Below are 23,347 nucleotides of genomic sequence, written 5' to 3' on the forward strand. Positions count from 1 at the left end.
CAAACCATTAAGGTGGTTATTGCGTTGGGGCTCACCTCTTACCTTTCCGAACAGAGAAGTTAAGCCCAACTGCGCAGATGGTACTGCAGTTATGTGGGAGAGTATGTCGCCGCCTTCTTTTATTAAAGCCTTCAAGTTTTACTTGAAGGCTTTTTTTTGTTATTGGTACGGCGTGTTCGCAAGCTCGGATCGCCGCCTTCTTTTATTAAGAGGCTATCTGAAAAGATAGCCTCTTTTTTTGTTATATAAACGTGATTTATAGCTGGTTTACAAGATTTATCTTATGAAAACCGAAGCGTTAGTGGGTGAAGTGGCATCCTTTTTTTTAAAAATAACACCAAAAAAGATATAACGGAACACACGACCTGAAAGGGAACGCAATAAATAAAAGTTTGTATATTTGCGTATGAATAAATTACTTATAATAAGTTCGGTTTGGGTTGAGCCTAATTCTTCTGCAGCGGGAAGTAGGATACTTCAATTAATTCGATTCTTTTTATCTCAAAATTATAGTATTGAGTACGCTTCAACGGCTACAGTTAGTGAATTTAGTTTTGATTTAGCCGATTTAGGTATTACAACTCAATTTATTCAGCTTAATGATAGTTCTTTTGATGGTTACTTACAGGAAATTAATCCAAATTTGGTTTTATTTGATCGATTTATGGTTGAAGAACAGTTTGGTTGGCGCGTATCTAATGTATTGCCAAATGTATTTAAAATATTAGATACAGAAGATTTACATTGTTTGCGTAAAGCAAGGCAAGAAGCTATTAAGAATAACACTTTGTTTGACACTTTAGATTTCAATTCTGATATGGCTAAACGTGAAATTGCCTCGATATTTAGAAGTGATTTATCGCTAATGGTTTCAGATTATGAAATGTATTTATTGGAAACTGTCTTTCAAGTTCCAAAAGCTATTTTGTTTTATTTGCCTATTTGGATCGAAAAATTTGCTCCTGAAAAACCAGATTTTCAGACTAAAATTGATTTTATATTTATTGGAAATTTTTATCACGAACCAAATTGGGATTCCGTTTTAGTCTTGAAAAATGACATTTGGCCTAAGCTAAAAGACTTACTTCCAAATGCAAAACTAAATATTTACGGAGCGTATCCAACTCAAAAAGTTCTTCAATTGCATAATCCTAAAGAGCGATTTTTAATTCACGGTAGAGCTGAAAGTGCTGAAGAAGTTATTTGTGCTGCAAAAGTTTTATTAGCGCCGATTCGTTTTGGTGCTGGAATAAAAGGGAAATTATTGGAATGTATGGAATACGGAACGCCATCTGTAACCACCTCAATTGGTGCGGAAGCAATGTGCGATAATCTACCTTGGAATGGATTTGTTGAGAACGACTATTCTGAATTTATTTCAAAAGCGGTTTTATTGAATTCCAATCAAGAAATTTGGGAACAAGCTGTTCAAAATGGTTATGAAATCATTCAACAGAAGTTTCTGTTTTCTATTTATAAGTCTAAATTTCTGAATACGTTAAATGCATTACAATCTAATTTAGATTCTCATAGAAATGCTAATTTTATTGGACAAATGTTACTTTTCCATACGATGAGAAGTACAGAATTTATGAGTCGTTGGATTGAAGAAAAGAATAAGTAAATTACTAATTCATTTCAAATTACATAAAACTTGCCAATAATATGCCTAAAGCAATTACGATTAATTTAGCTAAATTAAATTTATGCCCTTCGCTACTTTCAAAAATGATGGTTGAAGAAATATGAAATAAAATTCCAATTACAATTCCAGATAATTGCGATGAATAATTTGTAATAAAACTTAAATTATCTGCCAAGAACGTTCCTAATGGTGTCATAAAGGCAAAAGTTATCATAAAAAACGAAATTGCTTTAGAATTCAATTGTGCGTTTTTGAAAAACGTGGTTAAAATTATAGCAATTGGAAAGTGATGAATGGCAATTCCGTAGGCCAAATGTGGATGTTTGTTGATTGGTAAACCTTCTAAAAGTGCGTGTAAACACAAACTGAAAAACAACAACCAAGGAATATGTGAAATTTTATTGTGTCCGTGAACATGCCCGTGTTCTGCGCCTTTTGAAAAATACTCTAATATGATTTGAAACACAATTCCAATCATAATAAATATTCCAATTTTCGAATGGAAGTGGCCTTCGTGTCCTGGTTCGGTTACTATTTCTTCGCTATGATAAACTTCTGGAAGTAAATGCATAACGGTCAATGACAATAAAAACGCCCCACTAAACGCTAATAACAATTTTAAATTATTTTTGCTTTTTGGTGCGAAGAATATGGCAAAAATATATCCTAAAATAACAGACAGTAAAGGAAAAAGGTAAATAGTATAGTTCATTATTTAAAAATCATAATTAAACGTTCTGATTGTGTTTTGTAAAACTTTCTTAATTTGTAATCTCCAAAAATTTCTAATAAGAAAATACCTGCTTCTTCCATCATAGATTCAAAATCTGATAACGTGAATGCTGAAACTTTTTCGGTAAAGTAAAAAGATTCGCCTTTATCTTCAAATCTGATTTCTTTAATTATTTTCTTATTTTCAACAAAACGTTTGATGTTAAAAGTAATGTCATCAATTTCTTTGGTTTCATCCGCTACTAAATTTTCAATAATAAAATCGGCATTAAAAAAATCAATTACTCCAAATCCATATTCGTTAATACTTTCTTTTATTGCTTTTAAGGTTTTGATGTTGTCTTCGTATGTATCAAAATAACCAAAACTTGTAAATAAATTAAAAACAGCATCATAAGTTTCGTTCATTGGTTCACGCATATCGTGCGTTTTAAATCGTAACGATTCATTTGAAGATTCATTAGCAATAGCAATACTATTTTCGGATAAATCAACACCAGTTACGTTGTAGCCTAATTTGTTTAAATAGATGGAATGCCTGCCTTTTCCACAAGCTAAGTCTAATATAGTTCCGTTTTCTGGCATATTCAGATAGTGTGTAACATTGTCCATAAAAACTTGGGCTTCTTCTTCATTTCTGTTTTTATACAAAATGTGATAATAAGGCGAATCAAACCAAGTATTGAACCAATTTTCTGAATTTTTTGCTGTAGAATTTGACATTTATCTGTTTGGAAATTATGAATCAACAAATTTAACGTATTTTTGCAAATAATTACTAATTAAATTCTCTCTGAGGGAAAGAGGTCTATGGAAAATTTTAAAATGGTAGCCAAAACTTTTTTTGGTTTTGAAGAAATTCTAGAAAAAGAATTGTTCCAATTAGGAGCGCAAAATGTGGTAAAAGGCACTAGAAGTGTTAGTTTTCAGGGTGATAAAGGTTTTATGTATAAGGCAAACTTGGCTTTACGTACGGCATTAAAAATTCTAAAACCCATTCATACTTTCAAGGCGTATAATGAACAAACGCTGTATGATGGCATACAAAAAGTGGATTGGTCAGACTATTTGAAAGTGCAACAATCATTTGTTGTGGAAACGACTTTGTATTCAGAACAATTTACGCACAGTCAGTTTGTGGCGCAAAAAGTTAAGGATGCAATTGTAGATCAATTTAAAACCAATACAGGAGAACGTCCAAGTATTGATAAAGATTTTCCGGATTTACGAATTCACATTCACATTGATAGAGATTTTTGTACGCTTTCGTTAGATACTTCTGGTGTTTCATTACATCAGCGGGGTTATAAAACTGCTACTAACATTGCTCCAATAAATGAAGTTTTAGCGGCTGGAATGTTAATTTTATCTGGTTGGGATGGAAACGCCCATTTTTTAGATCCAATGTGTGGAAGTGGAACAATTGTTGCAGAAGCTGCAATGATTGCGTGTAATATTCCTGCTAACATCAACAGAAAGGAATTTGCTTTTGAAAGATGGCCAGATTGGGATTCGGAATTATTTGATAAGGTTTTAGAATCATTATTGAAAAAAACAAGAGAATTTCATTATTCAATTGTAGGATGCGATAAAGCACCAAGTGCTGTTGAAAAAGCGAAAGACAATATAAAAAACGCCAATTTAGAGGATTATGTAACTATCAAACAAGCCGATTTCTTTCAATCTGAGAAAGAAGTAGAAGGGCCGTTGCATATGGTTTTTAATCCACCTTATGGAGAACGTTTGAATATAGAAATGGAACGTTTTTACAGAGAAATTGGTGACACCATGAAGCAAAATTATCCAGGAACAAATGCTTGGTTTATTACCGCAAATTTAGAAGCATTAAAATTTGTAGGATTACGTCCAAGTAGAAAAATAAAATTATTTAATGGAAAGTTAGAAGCGCGTTTCGTGAAATACGAAATGTATGCAGGAAGCAAGCGAACCAAATTTCAGGTCAACGAATAATTAGATTATAGTATAAAAAAATAATAGTATGTCAAAACAAACCAAATCTTTAGTTTTTAATATGTTAGGATTTTTAATCCTTTTCATTGCATTCCGTTTTATTGTTGCAACGTATACCGGTTTTACAAGTTGGCAAATTCCTTTAGCGGCGTTTGTAATAGCCACTATATTAGCACCTAAATTTCAAGTAGTAAAAACCAGTGAAGGTGAAAAACTGTTTATGAAGTGGCTTTTTATTAAAGGCGTGAAAGAGATAAAATAATTTAATTTTTGGGTTTTGGAGTTTTTGAATTTCCTTTGCTTTTGTAAAAAGGTATGAAATAGCTAATTGAATAGTTAAATCCTGCTCCAAACTTACTGTTTTCATAAGTTTTATTAAAGCCAGGAATGTATAAATTAGCAAATCCTTCTGGTTCATTGTTAGACATTAAATAATTTAATCGTAAGGAAAATCCAACGTATAGATTATTTAAAACTTCTGCTTTTAATCCACTTACCACTTCTAACCAAGTTGCTGAAAGGCCGTTGAATTCTTGACCAGATGTATTGGTATTTACTCCGTAATAATTTCCGGGTTGATAAATAGTAAAGCTATTTAATTTATGATTAAAACTTCCAACGCTAGCACGCATTCCAATAAAAATCATATTTTCCATATCTAGCCAATTTTCATAGGCATTATAATCAAAACCTACTTTAAAATAGGTTCCTTTTGTTGTATAATTTAGGTTATCGTCTGCTGTAGTTTTTTCTTCATTACCTATTTCTCCTGCGGCATAAAATTTCTTAGTAATTCTGTAATCTCCTACTAATTCTAAACCTTTATAGTTGTCGTTATATAACGATTTTGTCAAACGATGTACATCAATTCCCAATCGTAAACCAAAACGTTGAGGGATTTTCAAAGTGTCTTTTTCTTGAGCTACACCATTTTTTGAAAGCAGCAGCACAAAAATTAGACTAAAAATATATTTTAATATGTGTTTCATCTTCGTTTTCAATATTTGGTTGAGAAACAATAACGTTTTGAATCCAATTGTTTGAATCAGGTGTTACTGTTATTGGGTTAGTAGTATTTAGTGTGAATAACGTTTTATAGCCACAGGCACGAGAAACATAAACTGTTTTTCGATTGTAATTAAATGTGATTTCATCTAAATTATCGTCTGTTGTTGGATCAATGCTTCCATTTTGAATGAAATGTAAAATTGAAGAATCTTGAAACGTTTTTAATGGCACTTTTATTTTGCTTGTGACAGTAAATCCAAAACCATTTGTAAATCCGGGAGCAATTACACCTAAATTAGTTACGTTTTTAAGCGTTGTTGGATTGGCAACATCGTAAAATTCAATCACAACTTTTGGTGTTGTTGGCGTATTAGCATCGCAGATATCATCTTTTTCGCAACTCGAAAAGAAAATACTAAATACTACTACTAAAAACAGCTGTTTCATATCTTATCTTTTTTCTAAAAGTACAACATTTTCAACGTGATGCGTTTGCGGAAACATATCTACTGGTCGTACTCGTGTAACTTTGTACATTTCATCTAATAAAGCCAAATCACGTGCTTGTGTTGCCGAATTACAACTAACATACACAATTTTTTCAGCGCCAATTTTCAATAATTGTGCAACAACGTCTTTATGCATTCCATCTCTTGGTGGATCGGTAATTACTACATCTGGATGTCCGTGTGTGTTGATGAAATCATCATTAAACACATTTTTCATATCACCTACAAAAAATTCGCAATTTGTAATGTTATTTCTGTTGGCATTTTCTTTTGCATCAGCAATTGCTTCTGGAACAGCCTCAACGCCAATTACTTTTTTAGCTTTTTTTGATACAAATTGCGCAATTGTTCCTGTTCCTGTATATAAATCATACACTAATTCTTCGCCTGTTAATCCTGCAAAATCACGTGTAATGGCATATAATTCATACGCTTGTTGCGAATTGGTTTGGTAGAACGATTTGGCATTTATGCTAAAATGAAGCCCTTCCATTTCTTCTAAAATGTAATTTCGACCTTTAAAAGTAATTATATCTTGATCATAAATCGTATCATTCATTTTCTGATTGACAACATATTGTAATGAAGTAGTTTCAGGAAAACGTTCAGCTAAAAACTGCATAATTAATTCAATTTCCGATTTATTATTTTCAAAAAACTGAATTAAAATCATTAATTCACCTGTTGAAGCGGTACGAATCATTAAGGTTCTCAATAAACCTTCGTTGGTTCGAGGGTTATAAAATGATAAGTTGTTTTCATTCGCAAATCGACGAATTTCATTTCTTATATCGTTTGACGGATCTTCTTGTAAATGACAAGTTGTTATGTCTAAGATTTTATCCCACATTCTCGGAATATGAAATCCTACAGCATTTTTATTGTCTAATTCTGCTCCTGAAGCCACTTCTTCAGGTGTCATCCATCGCGTAGATGAAAAACCAAATTCCATTTTATTTCTGTAGAAAAATTGCTTTTCCGAACCTAAAATGGGTTCAAATTCAGGTAAATCAATCTTTCCAATACGTTTTAAATTATTGTATACTTCGTTGTGTTTGTAATGCAATTGTTGGCTATACTTCATATTTTGCCATTTACAACCGCCACAAACTCCAAAATGTTCGCAAATTGCTTCTGTTCTGTGCTCTGAAAATTCGTGAATTTTTATGGCTTTACCTTCATAAAATGCTTTTCGTTTTTTCATAGTTTGAATGTCGGCCACATCACCTGGTACAACATTCGGAATAAAAATTACTTTACCATCTGGCGCTTTTGCTACCGATACACCTTTTGCACCTGCATCAAGGATTTGTACGTTTTCGAATACGATTCTTTCTGTTCTCTTTTTTCCCATGACGCAAAAATAAGAATTGTTATGCGGATTAGATAAATTATTTTACTTTTATAACAAAATTTTAGAATAATGACAAAATATTTAGCGCTTTTACGAGGTATAAACGTATCGGGACATAATATGATAAAAATGGATGCCTTGAAAAAAATGCTTGAAAACATGGGGTTTCAAAATGTAGAAACGTGCATTCAATCAGGTAATGTTTTTTTTGATTCGGAAGAAGAAAATGCAGCGAGTGTAGGTTTTAAAATCAAACAAGAAATTTCAAAAGTATTTGGATATGATGTTCCCGTTATTATGGTTTCCAAAACTGATTTAGAATTGTGTTTTAAGAATAATCCGTTTTTGAAAGAAAAAGAATGCGATATTAAAAAATTATATGTGGCTTTTATTTCTAAAGAATTGACAACTGCAGCTATAAACGACTTGAAAACAAGTAATTTTAAACCAGATGAAGCGGCTATTGATTCTAATAGAATTTATATTAAATATGCAATTGGTGCTGGAAAAACCAATTTAGACCAGAAATACATTGAAAAAAAATTAAATGTGGTCGCTACCATAAGAAATTGGAATACAGTTACAAAGTTATTAGAGATGTTTAGCAGTTAAAAAAATCAATTTTTAAATTCCAAATTACAACTGTTTCTATTTGGAATTTGGAATTTATATTTTGTAATTTTACACATTAAGGATGATTTCTCTCCAATAAGTAGGAATTGCGATTTGACAATCAATAAAAATAAATCATGTCAATTTTAGAAAAAATGAATCCAGCAGCGTTTATCGCTTTAGAAGACCAACACGGTGCTCACAATTACCACCCATTACCTGTAGTTTTAAATAAAGGAGAAGGGGTTTTTGTTTGGGATGTAGAAGGAAAAAAATATTACGATTTTTTATCAGCCTATTCAGCAGTAAATCAAGGGCATTGCCATCCAAAAATTGTTGGAGCAATGATGGAACAAGCACAAACACTTACCTTAACATCAAGAGCGTTTTATAATGATAAGCTTGGTGTGTATGAAAAGTATGTAACCAACTATTTTGGTTTTGATAAGGTTTTGCCTATGAATACTGGTGCAGAAGCCGTGGAAACTGCTTTAAAAATTTGTAGAAAATGGGCGTATGAGAAAAAAGGTGTGGCAGAAAAACAAGCGCAAATTATTGTTTGTGAAAACAATTTCCACGGAAGAACTACTACAATTATTTCATTTTCAAATGATGAAAATGCACGAAAAAATTTCGGACCTTTTACAGATGGATTTATAAAAATACCTTACGATGACATTGATGCTTTAGAAAAAGCAATTTCATCTTCGCCAAATATTGCTGGATTTTTAGTAGAACCTATTCAAGGTGAAGCAGGCGTTTATGTACCAACTGAAGATTATATAGCCAAAGCTAAAGCATTATGTGCTAAATATAATGTTTTATTTATTGCAGATGAAGTACAAACGGGTATTGCAAGAACAGGTTCGTTATTAGCTGTTTGTGGAAACTGCACTTGCGAAAAGTCTTGTGAAAAGCAAAGTACGTATGTGCAACCTGATATTTTAATATTAGGTAAAGCAATTTCTGGAGGAGCGTATCCCGTTTCGGCGGTTTTAGCAAATAATGAAATAATGAACGTGATTAAACCCGGACAACATGGTTCTACCTTTGGTGGAAATCCTGTGGCGGCTGTTGTGGCTATGGCAGCGTTAGATGTAGTTTCGGAGGAAAATTTATCACAAAATGCACGTAAATTAGGAAAGCTATTTAGAGAAGAATTGAACAAATACATTCAAACTTCCACTATTGCAACATTAGTTCGTGGAAAAGGTTTGTTAAATGCTATAGTTATTAATGATACCGAAGAAAGCGAAACAGCTTGGAATATCTGTATGAAATTAGCTGAAAACGGATTGTTAGCGAAACCAACGCATGGTAACATTATACGCTTTGCACCACCATTAGTGATGACTGAAGCACAATTATTAGATTGTGTGTCAATAATTACTAATACTTTAAAAGAATTTGAAAATTAATTTATTATGGAAAACGAAAAACAAACAGAAAATTTCGAAAATCAGCTGACTACTGCTGCAGTTGGATTTTTACAGGAAAGTGCCAAATGGTCAAAATTTATGGCAATTATTGGTTTTATAGGAATTGGTTTAATGGTTTTGGTTAGTCTTTTTATGGCGATTGGCTTTGGTGCTATGGGAGCTTCTACTATGCCTGAATTGCCTTTTCCAATGTCGGTTTTCTCGATAATTTATGTGCTTTTTGCAGCTATTTATTTCTTTCCGGTGTATTATTTGTATCAATATGCTACTAAAACAAGTGCTGCTTTACATTCGAAAAACAAACAATTATTAGCAGATGGCTTAGAAAATTTAAAATCGCACCATAAATTTTTAGGGATTTTTACTTTGATTTTAGTTTCCTTGTATGGTTTTATTTTTGTTTTTGCTATATTAGGAGGAATACTTTCTACTTTAAGTTAATTATTATAATATATTTCATAAAAAAAACCCGCCTTTGGCGGGTTTTTTTTATAAGGAATTCTTAGATTAGAATTTGTAGTTAACTCCAAATGAGATAGCTCTTAAATCCAAAGATAAATCAAAGGCAGATACTTCTTTTGCTCCAGCGACATCAGCTTTTGCAGAACCATAACCTAAACTACCAATTGTAGCCTCAACAGCCCAATTATCTGAAACAAAATAGTTGATACCTGGTGTGAAAGCTAATCCCCAACCATTTACTGTCATACCATTTGTCATATTATCTTTAATTGTTACATAATCAAATCCTAATTGACCAAATAAAGAAAATTGGCTTGATGCAGTTGTATAATATCTCCCAAATATACCTACTGACATAGTTGAATCATCACTAAGGTCAACTGTAGCATTTTTTGATTTGTCAGATGCATATCCAAATTTTGCTCCAACAGCAATTTTTTCAGACACAAAGTAACCAATTTTAGGTTCAATTCCAAAACCACTTGTTTTTTCATTAGTGTTTTTGTTGTTTGTAGATGTTAAAGAAAATCCTCCTGAAACAAATGTACTTCCTTTTGAGAAACCAGATCCAGTTCCTTTTTCTTCTTGTGCATTAACAAAAGTTAATGATAATACTGCAGCAGCAGTTAGTAATACTTTTTTCATAATTTGTTTATTTTTAAAAGTTATGAGGCAAATATAAAATGTTTATTTTGAATAATAACACTTTTTTATGAGGTTATTAACATTTGTGTTAGTATTTTTTTTTAACGATATTGAAAATCAAATGCTTACGAAAACGTTGGAAATATGATATTTTTCAAAATACTCAATTTTAATCATTTTAAGTTATTAACATTTTTTTAAAAGTCTATTTTTGATATTACTACATTTTGTTAATAAAAATTATCGGTTTTGTGAACTTTCTTAATAAAAAGTGATATTAAAAGTTTTCTCTTATATAGTTGTGTTTATTTTGATAAGAATGATATGTTAGAATTGTAGTAAAATACCTTTTTTTATTATGTTGAATAATTCTTTATTTAACGATTGAATAATTAAATGAGAAGTTTTTCTTGGTTTTGCTGTAGTGTGAGTAATCGAAAAATGGTTGATTAATAAATTTTTGGCATAAAAAAACTCCTTAATTTCTTAAGGAGTTAAATATTTGTGGGCAATGAGGGGTTCGAACCCCCGACCCCCTCGGTGTAAACGAGGTGCTCTGAACCAGCTGAGCTAATTGCCCCAATAAAACGCGCTACTTTCGTATTGCGAGTGCAAATATACATCTGTTTTCGGTATTTGCAAATAAAAAAACAAAAAAATTATATTATTTCTGAAACTACGAAGTTACTGCCACCAATAAAAATCAAATCTTTATCAGATGATTTTTCTAATGCCGCTTTGTAAGCTTTTGAAACAGAGGTGTATATATTTCCGTTAAGTTGATATGATTTTGCTTTTTCTTGAAGTGTATTTGCATTTAAACCACGTTCATTTTTTGGTTTACAAAAATAATAATTGGCGTTTTTTGGAAATAATGGCAAAATTGCATCTAAATCTTTATCATTTACGACTCCTAAAACTATGTGCAATTGATTGTAAGTTTCTTTTTTTAATTGTTGCATAACCATTTCAAGTCCGTGTGCGTTGTGAGCCGTATCGCAAATCACTTTCGGATTTTCTTGTAAAATTTGCCATCTTCCTTGTAAATGGGTGTTGTTAACTACGTTTAAAATACCATTTTTGATGTTGTCTTCCGAAATTTTAAATTCAGATTTTAAATTTCGGAAAACTTCAATAACTGTTTTTTTATTCTTAATTTGATAATTGCCAAGAAGGCCACAAGGGTAATCTGGGTGGTTTAAATCTTGTGCGAAATAAATTTCTGATTTGTTTTTTGAAGCTACTTCTAAAAAAACAGGTTTTGTTTGTATAGTATATTCTCCAATTAAAACTGGAATGTTCTGTTTTATGATGCCCGCTTTTTCAAAGGCGATTTTTTCTAAAGTATCTCCTAAAAAAGCAGTATGATCTTTTCCTATATTTGTAATAACAGAAAGTAAAGGTGATATAATATTTGTTGCGTCTAATCTCCCACCCATTCCAACTTCAATAATAGCAATGTCAACCTTTTTGTCAGAAAAATATCGAAAAGCGAGTCCAACTGTCATTTCAAAAAAACTTAATTCGGTTTTCTCAAAAAACGACTTATGTTCTAAAATAAATTGATGAACATAATTTTTAGATATTTTCTTGCCATTTATTGTAATTCGTTCCCTAAAATCCTTTAAATGAGGTGACGTGTATAAGCCCACTTTATACCCAGCTTCCATAAATACAGAGGCAATCATACTGCTTGTTGAACCTTTTCCATTTGTACCAGCTACGTGAATGGTTTTAAAATTTCTTTCAGGATGATTCAAATGTTCTGTTAATAATAAGGTATTGGTTAAATCTTCTTTATATGCAGCAGCACCAATGTTTTGGAACACGGGAAGTTGATTAAATAGCCAATTTATGGATTCTTTATAAGTCATTTTTTAGATGTTTTTAAAAAATTTCTTCTTCTGTAAAATAAAATATACTTTTTTTAGTTTTATACTTTATAGAAAAATGTATCTTTATTGCAAATTTCAAAAAATTAATTAAGAATAGTATTACTTATGATCGGATTTTTTTTACAAACAACTGTAGATACTGTTGCACAAGCTGTAACAAATGTGGCAAATACAAATACAACACCTGTTAACGAAGGAATATCAGTTTTTGAGTTCATTTTAAAAGGTGGTTTTTTCTTAATACCAATTATTATTTTGATGATTTATACCATTTATTTAATAGTTGAAAGGTATTTATACATCGCTAAAACTACAAAAAATGATGATTTTCTGCTGAAAGAAGTGCGTACTCACTTAAATAGTGGTAATATGAATTTAGCTGTTGGAGCAGCAGAACGCGTAAATAATGCTACAGCAAGAGTTGTAAAAGAAGGAATTTTAACGATTGGAAGACCTATTTCTGAAATTGAATCGAATATGGAGCGTATGGCTCAAATTGAATTAGGCGAGATGGAACGTAAAATGGGTCAATTAGGATTAATTGCGGGTATGGCACCAACATTAGGTTTCGTAGGAACGATTTCTGGGGTAATTAAAATTTTCTATAGCATTTCTATTACTGAAAATATTAGTATTGGAAATATTTCTGGTGGATTATACGAAAAAATGATTTCGTCGGGAGCTGGACTTATCGTAGGTTTAATTGCTTATGCAGGATATCATTTATTGAATGGAAAAATTGATCATTTTATGCTAAATGTTCAAAAACAAGTATTGGAATTTGTAAACATAATTCAACGACCAAATGGCAATTAAAAGAAACAGACGATTTCACGCAGAAGTTCACGCGTCATCAATGAGTGATATTATGTTCTTCTTGCTGTTGTTTTTTCTAATCATCTCAACATTGGCAAATCCGAATGTGATTAAAATGACGTTGCCAAAATCGAAAACTAACGAAAAAACAAACAAACAATTTATAAGTATTTCAGTTACGGAAGACAAAGCTTTTTTTATTGACAAACAACCTGTTAATTTTGAAGAGTTGGAAAAAGAATTGTTAGTTAAAATTGGTACAGATAAAGAACAAACCGTTGTAGTTCGAATTCCGTTTAATTTGCAAGTACAAGATTTAGTAGACGTGCTTCAAATAGGGGTGAAGAATAATTTAAAGTTTGTGATTGCGACTAATCCGAAATAGAAAATAAATTTATTGTCAATCTGAACTTGTTTCAGATTCTAATTCAGAATCAATTTGTTTTAGATTCTGAAATAAATTCAGAATGACAAAATGGGTTTCAGCCAATCTTCACAGAAGTCATACTCAACGAACCTGCCAAAAGTTTATCATTAAATAACTGAATATTTTCCGATTCGTTTTTCAAACCTAAGGTATATAATAAAGGTAAATAATGATCTGGCGTTGGAATCGCTAAATCAAACGCTTTTCCTTGTTTTTGATAATTGATTAAATTCGCGAAATCGCCATCAATAATATTTTTGTTGATTTTTTCTCTGGCTTCAATCGCCCAATCAAAACCATAATTGTCTTTATTGAAATTTGCCCAATCTACCATTCGTAAATTGTGTACGATATTTCCACTTCCAATAATTAAGATTCCTTTGTTTCGTAACGATTGTAATTTTTGAGCCAGTTCAAAATGCGCTTGACCTGTCAAACTATAATCAATACTCATTTGAATCACGGGAATATTAGCTTCAGGATACAAATGTTTAATCACACTCCAAGCTCCGTGATCTAATCCCCAATCGTAGTCTAGTGAAGCTGCTGTTGGAAGGATTAATTCTTTGGTAAGTTGTGCTAATTCTGGAGAGCCTTTTGCTGGATATTTCACATCAAATAACTCTTTCGGGAAACCACCAAAATCATGAATGGTTTGCGGCATTTCCATTGCAGTTACTTTCGTGCCCTTGGTGAACCAATGCGCAGAAATACACAAAATCGCAGTTGGAGTCGGAATGGTTTTGGCAATAGTTCTAAAACCAGCCACGAATTCATTTTCTTCAATGGCGTTCATCGGACTACCATGACCTAAAAACAAAACTGGCATTTTTGGCGTATTAGGCAAAATGTCTTTATAACTAAATAATTCGTTTACAGTTCTCATAGCGTATAATATTGGTGTCAAACTTAAAAGTCCTAAAAAATGTTTTCGGTTCATGACTTAATTAATATTTGTATATACAAATGTATGAAAATAAATTCAAATGATAGTTCAATTTCTAATTAAATCAATTTGGTAACCCATACAATTTTAATTTCTGAAAATTTGTGTAATCTGTCATTAAAAATTACTTTTGCAGTACAACACAACTATCATTATGTATAAATTACTTTTACGTCCTATATTATTCTGTTTCGACCCAGAAAAAGTGCATTATTTTACTTTTTCTTTGGTGAAATTTATTTCTAAAATTCCATTTGTAACTTCAATTATCAAAGCGATTTATGTAGTAGAAGACAAACGATTAGAAAGTGAAGTATTTGGGTTGAAATTTAAAAACCCAGTAGGATTAGCTGCAGGATTTGATAAAGATGCGAAACTATTCAATGAATTATCAGATTTCGGATTTGGTTTTATTGAAATTGGAACGCTTACACCAAAACCACAAGACGGAAATCCTAAGAAAAGATTATTTCGGTTGAAATCAGATTCAGCAATTATTAACCGAATGGGATTTAATAATGGTGGAGTAGAAGCAGCGATTTTAAGATTAAAAGAAAATAAAGGTGTTTTAATTGGTGGAAATATTGGAAAAAATAAAATCACACCAAACGAAGACGCAACAAAAGACTACGAAATTTGTTTTGAAGCCTTATTTGATTATGTAGATTATTTTGTGGTCAACGTAAGTTCTCCAAACACACCAAATCTTCGCGAACTTCAAGAAAAAGAACCGTTGACAAAATTATTACAAACCTTACAAGATTTGAATGATCAAAAAGCTGTTACCCTTAGCTTGTCGAATGGAAAACCAATTCTTTTAAAAATCGCACCTGATTTAACCAATGAACAATTATTGGATATTATTGATATAGTAAACGAAACGAAAATCGCAGGTGTAATCGCAACTAACACTACTATTTCTCGTGACGGATTAACGTCTGGAAATAAATTAGAAATGGGTGGATTATCTGGGAAGCCATTAACGAATCGTTCTACTGAAGTTATCAGATTCTTATCAGAAAAAAGCAATAAATCTTTTCCAATTATTGGAGTAGGAGGTATTCACACTGCTGATGATGCTATCGAAAAATTAAATGCAGGCGCAAGTTTAGTCCAATTATATACAGGATTTATTTACGAAGGACCGCAGTTGATTAAAGATATTAATAAAAAAATATTGAAAGCCCTATAATATTTCGCAAAACAGATTGGAGAAATTTTAATAATTTATTTAATTTCTTAAATCTGTGTTTAAAAAGTATTTCAAAACAAAAATTACTTAAATCTATTCCAATCCGCGTCATCCCCGTACCCAACATATGAAATTAGTCTTCGCATCCAACAATAAAAACAAAATTGCTGAAATTCAGCAACAAGTCGGTGCGCAATTTCAAATTGTCTCTTTAGAAGATATTGGATGTTTTGTGGATATTCCGGAAACGGCTGAAACCATTGAAGGCAATGCGATTTTGAAAGCAAATTATGTCACAGAAAATTTTGGTTTACCTTGTTTTGCTGACGATACAGGTTTGGAAATTGAAAGTTTAAATAACGAACCAGGCGTATATTCAGCGCGTTATGCAGGTGAACAAAAAAACGCTGAAGATAATATGAATTTGGTGCTTCAGAAATTAGCTACTGAAACCGATAGAAAAGCACAGTTTAAAACCATTATTGCGTTAAATATAAATAACCAACAGCATTTATTTGATGGGATTGTAAAAGGTGAAATCACTTTGGAAAAGTCAGGAAATCAAGGCTTTGGCTACGACCCAATTTTTCAACCTGAAGGTTTTTCAACCACTTTCGCAGAAATGACTATGGAACAAAAATCGATTATCAGCCATAGAGGAATTGCGGTTCAAAAACTGATACACTTTCTTAAAAACAAATAAAATGTATTGTAGTTTTAATGTTACTATATGAATTATTACTTCTTTACTATGTTAAACAATCGTAACTTTCTGAAAATCAATTAAAAACAAATTAGTTTAATCCGATTTTTAATCTTACCTTTGCACCCAATTTAAAAATATATAATGAATAAATTTGAGCAATTAGGGTTAAACGAATCGTTGTTAAAAGCAATAAGTGATTTAGGATTCGAGACCCCGTCGGAAGTACAGGAGAAGGCTATACCACTATTATTGGAAGATGATACAGATATCGTGGCTCTTGCCCAAACAGGAACAGGAAAAACCGCAGCTTTTGGTTTTCCGCTAATCCAAAAAATTGACCCATTCAACAAGCAAACACAGGTTTTAATACTTTCTCCAACAAGAGAATTGTGTTTGCAAATTACAAACGAGATTAAATTATACTCAAAATACATCGACGGTTTATATACTGTTGCAGTATACGGTGGCGCGAGTATTCATGATCAAGCGCGTGATATTAAGCGAGGCGCACAAGTAATTGTGGCGACACCGGGTAGAATGCAAGATATGATTAACAGAGGCATGGTGAATATTAAAAACATCAGCATCTGTGTTCTTGATGAGGCAGACGAAATGTTAAACATGGGTTTCTATGAAGATATTACAAGTATCTTATCAGACACGCCAAAAGACAAAAACACTTGGTTATTCTCGGCTACAATGCCGCAAGAAGTAGCCAGAATCGCTAAAGAATTTATGAGAAACCCGCAAGAAATTACGGTAGGTCATAAAAACTCGAGTTCAGCAAACATTTCTCACGAATATTATTTAGTTAATGCGCGTGATAGATACGAGGGATTAAAAAGATTGGCAGATGCGAATCCAGATATTTTCTCTGTAATTTTTTGTAGAACGAAAAGAGATACGCAAGCGGTTGCAGAAAAATTAATTGAAGACGGGTATAATGCTGCTGCATTACACGGAGATTTATCGCAAGCACAACGTGATGGCGTAATGAAATCGTTCCGTGGAAGACAAATTCAAATGCTTGTTGCGACTGACGTTGCAGCTCGTGGAATTGACGTAGACAACATTACACACGTAATCAATTATCAATTACCAGACGAAATTGAAACGTATACGCACCGTTCAGGTCGTACAGGTCGTGCCGGAAAATCAGGTACTTCGTTTGTAATTATTACGAAAAGTGAAATCAGAAAAATTCACTCAATTGAGCGAATTATCAAAACGAAATTCGAAGAAAAAGCCATTCCTTCAGGTATGGAAATCTGCGAAATTCAGTTATTACACTTAGCGAACAAAATTAAAGACACAGAAACAGATCATTCAATTGATACGTATTTGCCTTCAATTATGGAATTGTTACAAGACATTCCTAAAGAAGAATTAATCAAAAAAGTAATTTCTGTAGAATTTAATCGTTTCTTAAACTATTACAAAAAATCTAAAGATTTAGCTTCTCAAGATAGTTCATCAAGTAGAGCTGAAATTCCATCAGATGGTACGGTAAGATATTTTATTAATATCGGTACAAGAGATGATTATGATTGGATGACGTTAAAAGATTATTTACGTGATACTTTACAAGTAGGTCAAGATGACGTGTTTAAAGTAGACTGTAAAGAAGGTTTTTCTTTCTTTAATACCAATGCTGAATTGGCAGAAAAAGTAATGGAAGTTTTAAATGCTGTGAATATTAACGGCAGAAAAATTAACGTTGAAATTTCTAAAAATGGCGGTGGCGGACGCAGAGACCATAACGGAAGAAGTGGTGGAAGATCTGGCGGAAGCGGATTCTCAGGAAGACGTGAAGGCGGAAGTTCTGGTGGATACAGAGGAAATTCTGGTGGTGGAAATCGTGAAGGCGGTGGATACAGAGGAAACTCAGGTGGCGGAAACCGCGAAGGTGGTGGCTACAGAGGAAATTCTGGTGGTGGAAATCGTGAAGGTGGTTTCAACCGTGAAGGTGGAAATCGTGAAGGCGGAAGTGGTTTCAGACCAAGGACTACATCAACTGGCGGAAGCGATAGAAGAAGTTCTGATTCTCGCGATAGCGGAAGAAGAGGTGAAGGTCGTTCAACTGAAAGAAGAAGTTCTGGATTTGAAGGAGCAAAAAGAACACCAAGAAGATCAAACGACTAATTTTTTAGTTTAAATATAATTATCCCGATTCGTGTATTCGTTTCGGGATTTTTTATGCTATAAAATTCAACTTTTTTATAATCTTATGTTAACAACATTCCCTATTTAAAATTAAATCTTATTTTTGTAGAAATATATTTTCAGATGAAAAAAATAACTTTTCTTATTTTAATTTTAACTGCCGTGTTTGGGTTTTCTCAATCCGACTCTTTGCAAATAAAAGTGAAAGGAAAAATTATGGATATCAAAACTAAAATGCCAATTGCAAGAGTAACGGTTTTAAATAAAAATACTTCTGCAGTAGTTTTAGCTTCTGAAAATGGTGATTTTGAAATTTCTGCGAAAACTAATGATAAATTGTTGTTTTCTCATTTAGGATATAATTATGCTGAGGTTGGTGTGAATCAAAAATCATATTCTGGAATTCAAACTGTTTTTTTAAGTTTTAAAGAAAATGAAATTGAAACGGTTTTAGTAACAAATTATACCTTAACAGGATATTTGGAAATTGACACGAAATTAATTCCTGTAAACGAGAACTATCGCTATAATATTGCAGGTTTAAATTTAGGTTACGAACCAGGAATGAAAGCTAAAAACGCTACAGAAAACTTATTAAAGGCTTTGTCTAATCCAGTAGATTTAGTGTATTCACTGTTTAATACAAAAGAAAAAGATTTTAAGAAATTAATCGATTTAAAAAACGATACGCATTTTTCTGCCATTTTAAGTAATAATACGAATCGTGAAGTTTTAGCGATGTTGTTACAATTGGATAAAAATGAAATTGATAAAATTTTAGAAAAATGCAATTATTCTAAAAACTTCATTAATACAGCAAGCGATTTACAAGTTTTAGATGCCTTGGCTACTTCCTATAATGATTACAAAGTTTTGAAAAGAAAGTAGTTTAAGTGAAAAGTTGCAAAGTTGCAAAGTTTCAAAGTGCAAAGTTTCAAAGCGTCAAGTAGCTATTTACAACTGTCAACTCATAACTGATTACTGAAAACTATCCCACAAACTGTTTCTCAATATAATCAACATCTTTAATCGTTTTTCTCGTCCAATCCAAACGTTTTTCTAACACTTCTTCATCTGTAAGTTGCCAGTTAATATCCGATTGTCGCATTCTGTTTGTAATATCCTGAATAACCAACGCAGCTGAAACAGAAATATTTAAACTTTCTGTAAATCCAACCATTGGAATTTTTATAAACCCATCCGCTTCTTTCATTACTTCTTCTGAAAGCCCGTCAATCTCAGTACCAAAAAAGATTGCCGATTTTTTCGAAACATCAAATTCGTCTAACATACAGGAGTCATTATGTGGTGTGGTCGCAATAATTTGATACCCTTTTGCCCGTAAACTTGCGATACAACTTTTCATATCTTGATGTTGGTTAATGTCTACCCATTTTTCGGCACCCATCGCAATTTGTTTGTCAATCGCTTTTCCGTATCGTTGTTCTACAATATGTAAATTTTGAATGCCAAAAACCTCACAACTTCTCATCACAGCACTTGTATTATGTAGCTGATATACATCTTCCATAGCAATAGTAAAATGATTGGTTCTGTTTTTTAGTACTTCAATAAATCTGTTTTTTCTGTTTTCAGACATAAAGTTTTCTAAATATTCCAATAAAGCGAGTTTGTTTTTTTGCATTTCGGTTTAATTTGTCGCAAAGTAACAAAAATTCTATAAAAGAAAATGGTCGAATTAATAGCTCTAATTTTTTAATGTATATTATTTTAAAATTAATTTTTCAAAAAACACCTAACTAATTTCGGAATACTACGCACGAATTACTAAATTTGCATCTTTAAAAAACAACACAACATTATGCAATTAACGGAATTAAATGCCGTATCGCCAATTGACGGACGCTACAGAAGTAAAACCAAATCGTTATCCGCTTATTTTTCGGAAGAAGCGTTAATAAAATATAGAGTTTTAGTTGAGGTAGAATATTTTATTTCAATGTGTGAATATGGCGTGCCTCAATTACAAGGAGTAGATAAAAACAGCTTTGGAAAATTGAGAAGCATTTATGAAAATTTTTCAACGGAAGATGCACTTTGGATTAAAGAAACCGAAAAAACCACTAACCACGATGTAAAAGCGGTTGAATATTTTATAAAAAAGAAGTTTGACGAATTTGGTTTAGAAGCGTTTAAAGAATTTATACACTTCGGACTAACGTCTCAAGATATTAATAATACTGCGATTCCACTTTCTGCGAAAGAAGCTTTTGAAAATGTATATTTACCAAGTTTAATTGCGATTGTTCAAAAATTAAAAGAACTTTCGGTAGAATGGGCGAATATTCCTTTATTAGCTCGTACACACGGACAACCGGCTTCACCAACCCGTTTAGGAAAAGAAATTTTAGTTTTTGTAGAACGTGTTGAAGAACAAATGCGTTTGTTGTTTAATGTGCCTTTTGCCGCTAAATTTGGTGGTGCAACAGGAAATTATAACGCGCATAAAGTAGCCTATCCAAACCACGATTGGAAAGCATTCGGATCGCAATTTGTTGAAGAAACGTTAGGACTTCGTCATTCATTTCCAACTACACAAATTGAACATTACGATCATTTTGCTGCTTTTTTTGATGCATTAAAAAGAATAAATACCATCATTATTGACTTAGATAGAGACATTTGGACGTATGTGTCTATGGATTATTTCAAACAAAAAATTAAAGCGGGAGAAATCGGTTCTTCAGCTATGCCACATAAAGTGAATCCAATTGATTTTGAAAATTCAGAAGGAAATTTAGGCATTGCAAATGCTATTTTCGAGCATTTATCTGCAAAATTACCACTTTCAAGATTACAACGTGATTTAACAGATAGTACTGTTTTACGAAATATTGGTGTGCCAATTGGACATACGCTTATTGCCTTTGAATCAACATTAAAAGGATTAAATAAATTATTATTAAACGAAGCAAAATTCGCAGAAGATTTAGAGAAAAACTGGGCTGTTGTAGCAGAAGCGATTCAAACTATTTTACGAAGAGAAGGCTATCCAAATCCTTACGAAGCACTAAAAGATTTAACAAGAACGAACACAGTTATCAATAAAGATTCCATTCACGCATTTATTGAAACGTTGCAAGTTTCTAACGATATTAAAACAGAATTAAAAGCGATAACGCCAAGTAATTATTTGGGAATTTAATTTTCATTCAGAATCTGGTACCAATAAAAAAATCCATTCCAATAAATCGGAATGGATTTTTACTTTTAGACCTGATAGGTTTCAAAAACCTGTTAGGTTCAATATTATATTATCTCGAATAATTCGGAGCTTCTTTAGTTATCGTAACATTATGTGGATGACTTTCGCTAATTCCACTTGATGTTAATCGTACAAATCGGCTTGTAGCTTGTAAGGTTTCTATGTTTTTTGCACCACAGTAGCCCATTCCAGCACGAAGTCCACCAATAAATTGTTGCATACTTTCGTTTAATTCTCCTTTATATGGTACACGACCAACAATTCCTTCTGGAACTAATTTTTTAACATCATCTTCCACATCTTGGAAATATCTGTCTTTCGAACCTTCTTTCATAGCTTCTACAGAACCCATTCCACGGTACGATTTGAATTTTCTTCCTTCAAAAATAATAGTTTCACCTGGTGATTCTTTCGTTCCAGCTAACATTGAGCCTAACATCACACAAGAAGCTCCTGCAGCCAACGCTTTTGGAATGTCTCCAGTATATCGAACGCCACCGTCAGCAATAACAGGTATGCCGGTTCCTTCTAAAGCTGCTGCCACTTCTAAAACGGCAGAAAATTGAGGAAAACCAACACCGGCTACTACTCGTGTTGTACAAATAGAACCAGGTCCGATTCCAACTTTTACAGCATCAGCACCATTTTCAGCTAAATATAAAGCGGCTTCTGGTGTAGCAATGTTTCCAACCACTACATCTATTTCTGGAAATTTGTTTTTTACTTGTTTTAATACGTCTACCACACCTTTGGTATGTCCGTGTGCGGTATCAATAATTACGGCATCAACACCTGCTTTTACTAAAGCTTCTGCTCTATCAAGTACATCTGCAGTAACGCCTAAAGCGGCAGCTACTCGTAAACGACCAAATTTATCTTTATTTGCGTTTGGTTTTTGTGTAAGTTTAGTAATATCTCTAAATGTAATTAATCCAATCAATTTAAAATCAGCATCAACTACAGGTAATTTTTCAATTTTACTTTTTTGAAGAATTTCTTCTGCAGCGGCTAACGTAGTACCTTTTCCTGCAGTAACTAAATTTTCAGAGGTCATTACTTCAGTAATCGCTCTTGAGTTTTCTTTTTCAAAACGCAAATCTCTATTGGTAACAATTCCTTTTAAAATTCCTTTTTCATCTACAACTGGAATTCCACCAATACCAAATTCTCTCATCGCATTTTTGGCATCACCTACATTTGCGGTTAAAGGCAATGTTACAGGATCTATAATCATTCCGCTTTCTGCACGTTTTACTTTTCTTACTTCTGCAGCTTGTTGTGCAATAGTCATATTTTTGTGTAGCACACCAATACCACCTTCTTGCGCCATAGCAATAGCCATAGCACTTTCAGTAACTGTATCCATTGCAGCGGAAACAATTGGTGTATTTAAGGTAATGTTTTTACTAAATTTTGATTGAATAGAAACTTCTCTTGGAAGAATTTCTGAGTAATTTGGGATTAAAAGAACATCGTCATACGTTAGTCCTTCTCCTATAATTTTTGTAGTGTGTGCTTTCATGCTGCAATTGAAGTTAAATTGCGTGCAAATATAAGAAAAAGTTAGTAGTAAATCATAATTTAATTCAAAACAATTAA

At 32.4% G+C, this 23,347-nt stretch carries 23 protein-coding genes, 1 tRNA gene and 1 rRNA gene; 14 read left to right on the forward strand and 11 right to left on the reverse strand.

The window, feature by feature from the left end; all coding sequences use genetic code 11:
* The first annotated feature begins 8 nt into the window (after positions 1-8).
* Positions 9-118: ribosomal RNA gene (gene rrf / locus KA468_RS06215) — 5S ribosomal RNA — on the forward strand.
* A 288-nt stretch (positions 119-406) separates the two neighbouring features.
* Positions 407-1,624, forward strand: a complete 1,218-nt coding sequence (locus KA468_RS06220; protein WP_291242074.1) for a glycosyltransferase family 4 protein — start codon at positions 407-409, stop codon at positions 1,622-1,624.
* 19 nt (positions 1,625-1,643) lie between these two features.
* Here the strand turns inward: KA468_RS06220 and KA468_RS06225 are convergent, their stop codons facing one another.
* Together KA468_RS06225 and KA468_RS06230 are read right to left on the reverse strand one after the other, a co-directional pair.
* On the reverse strand, positions 1,644-2,357 hold the full coding sequence (locus tag KA468_RS06225) for a ZIP family metal transporter (protein WP_291242075.1): 714 nt from the start codon (positions 2,355-2,357) through the stop codon (positions 1,644-1,646).
* Entirely contained in the window at positions 2,357-3,100 is a 744-nt protein-coding gene (locus tag KA468_RS06230) for a class I SAM-dependent methyltransferase (RefSeq protein ID WP_291242076.1), read from the reverse strand. Before KA468_RS06230 ends, KA468_RS06225 begins: the two co-directional genes overlap by 1 nt.
* An 87-nt stretch (positions 3,101-3,187) precedes the next feature.
* Here KA468_RS06230 and KA468_RS06235 point away from each other — a divergent pair, with 87 nt between their 5' ends.
* Both KA468_RS06235 and KA468_RS06240 read left to right on the forward strand, forming a co-directional pair.
* Entirely contained in the window at positions 3,188-4,348 is a 1,161-nt protein-coding gene (locus tag KA468_RS06235) for a THUMP domain-containing protein (RefSeq protein WP_291242077.1), read from the forward strand.
* A 28-nt stretch (positions 4,349-4,376) separates the two neighbouring features.
* Positions 4,377-4,610, forward strand: a complete 234-nt coding sequence (locus tag KA468_RS06240; RefSeq protein WP_291242078.1) for a hypothetical protein — start codon at positions 4,377-4,379, stop codon at positions 4,608-4,610.
* Position 4,611: 1 nt separating this feature from the next.
* Here the strand turns inward: KA468_RS06240 and KA468_RS06245 are convergent, their stop codons facing one another.
* The 3 genes from KA468_RS06245 to rlmD are packed head-to-tail and all read right to left on the reverse strand — an operon-like array spanning position 4,612 to position 7,219.
* Positions 4,612-5,337, reverse strand: coding sequence for a DUF6048 family protein (locus KA468_RS06245; protein ID WP_291242079.1), 726 nt, complete (start codon positions 5,335-5,337; stop codon positions 4,612-4,614).
* Positions 5,309-5,803, reverse strand: coding sequence for a DUF6452 family protein (locus KA468_RS06250; protein WP_291242080.1), 495 nt, complete (start codon positions 5,801-5,803; stop codon positions 5,309-5,311). The genes KA468_RS06245 and KA468_RS06250 overlap by 29 nt, the downstream gene beginning before the upstream one ends.
* A gap of 3 nt (positions 5,804-5,806) precedes the next feature.
* Entirely contained in the window at positions 5,807-7,219 is a 1,413-nt protein-coding gene (gene rlmD / locus KA468_RS06255; protein WP_291242081.1) for a 23S rRNA (uracil(1939)-C(5))-methyltransferase RlmD, read from the reverse strand.
* A 69-nt stretch (positions 7,220-7,288) separates the two neighbouring features.
* On the opposite strand from rlmD, the gene KA468_RS06260 reads away from it, so the two are divergent.
* The 3 genes from KA468_RS06260 to KA468_RS06270 all read left to right on the forward strand — a co-directional run bounded on the left by KA468_RS06260 (position 7,289) and on the right by KA468_RS06270 (position 9,711).
* A complete protein-coding gene (locus KA468_RS06260) occupies positions 7,289-7,831 on the forward strand; it encodes a DUF1697 domain-containing protein (RefSeq protein WP_291242082.1) in 543 nt (180 codons plus the stop codon).
* A gap of 137 nt (positions 7,832-7,968) precedes the next feature.
* Positions 7,969-9,249 carry an ornithine--oxo-acid transaminase gene (rocD, locus tag KA468_RS06265; RefSeq protein ID WP_291242083.1) on the forward strand — a complete coding sequence of 427 codons (1,281 nt, stop codon included), beginning with the start codon at positions 7,969-7,971 and terminating at the stop codon, positions 9,247-9,249.
* A gap of 6 nt (positions 9,250-9,255) precedes the next feature.
* On the forward strand, positions 9,256-9,711 hold the full coding sequence (locus tag KA468_RS06270) for a hypothetical protein (RefSeq protein ID WP_291242084.1): 456 nt from the start codon (positions 9,256-9,258) through the stop codon (positions 9,709-9,711).
* Positions 9,712-9,777: 66 nt separating this feature from the next.
* Here the strand turns inward: KA468_RS06270 and KA468_RS06275 are convergent, their stop codons facing one another.
* From KA468_RS06275 to KA468_RS06285, 3 genes are all read right to left on the reverse strand, one after another.
* On the reverse strand, positions 9,778-10,377 hold the full coding sequence (locus KA468_RS06275) for an OmpW family outer membrane protein (protein WP_291242085.1): 600 nt from the start codon (positions 10,375-10,377) through the stop codon (positions 9,778-9,780).
* Positions 10,378-10,882: 505 nt separating this feature from the next.
* Positions 10,883-10,957, reverse strand: a tRNA-Val gene (locus tag KA468_RS06280).
* A 79-nt stretch (positions 10,958-11,036) separates the two neighbouring features.
* Positions 11,037-12,251 carry a folylpolyglutamate synthase/dihydrofolate synthase family protein gene (locus KA468_RS06285; RefSeq protein WP_291242086.1) on the reverse strand — a complete coding sequence of 405 codons (1,215 nt, stop codon included), beginning with the start codon at positions 12,249-12,251 and terminating at the stop codon, positions 11,037-11,039.
* Between the two features lie 129 nt (positions 12,252-12,380).
* Here KA468_RS06285 and KA468_RS06290 point away from each other — a divergent pair, with 129 nt between their 5' ends.
* Both KA468_RS06290 and KA468_RS06295 read left to right on the forward strand, forming a co-directional pair.
* A complete protein-coding gene (locus KA468_RS06290; protein WP_291242100.1) occupies positions 12,381-13,088 on the forward strand; it encodes a MotA/TolQ/ExbB proton channel family protein in 708 nt (235 codons plus the stop codon).
* Positions 13,078-13,473: a biopolymer transporter ExbD gene (locus tag KA468_RS06295; RefSeq protein WP_291242087.1), complete on the forward strand. Its 396-nt coding sequence runs from the start codon at positions 13,078-13,080 to the stop codon at positions 13,471-13,473. The genes KA468_RS06290 and KA468_RS06295 overlap by 11 nt, the downstream gene beginning before the upstream one ends.
* A 97-nt stretch (positions 13,474-13,570) precedes the next feature.
* Here the strand turns inward: KA468_RS06295 and ygiD are convergent, their stop codons facing one another.
* Positions 13,571-14,401: a 4,5-DOPA dioxygenase extradiol gene (gene ygiD, locus KA468_RS06300; protein ID WP_291242088.1), complete on the reverse strand. Its 831-nt coding sequence runs from the start codon at positions 14,399-14,401 to the stop codon at positions 13,571-13,573.
* A gap of 214 nt (positions 14,402-14,615) precedes the next feature.
* On the opposite strand from ygiD, the gene KA468_RS06305 reads away from it, so the two are divergent.
* The 4 genes from KA468_RS06305 (at position 14,616) to KA468_RS06320 (ending at position 19,410) form a co-directional block, all read left to right on the forward strand.
* The gene (locus KA468_RS06305; protein WP_291242089.1) at positions 14,616-15,653 is read left to right on the forward strand and encodes a quinone-dependent dihydroorotate dehydrogenase; all 1,038 of its coding nucleotides are present in this window, start codon (positions 14,616-14,618) and stop codon (positions 15,651-15,653) included.
* Between the two features lie 127 nt (positions 15,654-15,780).
* The gene (locus KA468_RS06310) at positions 15,781-16,356 is read left to right on the forward strand and encodes a non-canonical purine NTP diphosphatase (RefSeq protein ID WP_291242090.1); all 576 of its coding nucleotides are present in this window, start codon (positions 15,781-15,783) and stop codon (positions 16,354-16,356) included.
* Positions 16,357-16,500: 144 nt separating this feature from the next.
* Positions 16,501-18,501 carry a DEAD/DEAH box helicase gene (locus KA468_RS06315; RefSeq protein WP_291242091.1) on the forward strand — a complete coding sequence of 667 codons (2,001 nt, stop codon included), beginning with the start codon at positions 16,501-16,503 and terminating at the stop codon, positions 18,499-18,501.
* A 144-nt stretch (positions 18,502-18,645) separates the two neighbouring features.
* Complete coding sequence (locus KA468_RS06320; RefSeq protein WP_291242092.1) at positions 18,646-19,410, forward strand: carboxypeptidase-like regulatory domain-containing protein; 765 nt, start codon at positions 18,646-18,648, stop codon at positions 19,408-19,410.
* A 100-nt stretch (positions 19,411-19,510) separates the two neighbouring features.
* Here the strand turns inward: KA468_RS06320 and KA468_RS06325 are convergent, their stop codons facing one another.
* Positions 19,511-20,167, reverse strand: a complete 657-nt coding sequence (locus tag KA468_RS06325; protein ID WP_291242093.1) for an RNA methyltransferase — start codon at positions 20,165-20,167, stop codon at positions 19,511-19,513.
* A gap of 177 nt (positions 20,168-20,344) precedes the next feature.
* Between KA468_RS06325 and purB the strand changes: the two genes are divergently transcribed.
* Positions 20,345-21,688, forward strand: coding sequence for an adenylosuccinate lyase (gene purB, locus KA468_RS06330; protein ID WP_291242094.1), 1,344 nt, complete (start codon positions 20,345-20,347; stop codon positions 21,686-21,688).
* 109 nt (positions 21,689-21,797) lie between these two features.
* On the opposite strand, the gene guaB is transcribed toward purB, so the two are convergent.
* A complete protein-coding gene (gene guaB, locus KA468_RS06335; protein WP_291242095.1) occupies positions 21,798-23,270 on the reverse strand; it encodes an IMP dehydrogenase in 1,473 nt (490 codons plus the stop codon).
* Positions 23,271-23,347 lie beyond the last annotated feature (77 nt).

It is taken from the genome of Flavobacterium sp., assembly GCF_017985075.1.
GTDB lineage: Bacteria > Bacteroidota > Bacteroidia > Flavobacteriales > Flavobacteriaceae > Flavobacterium.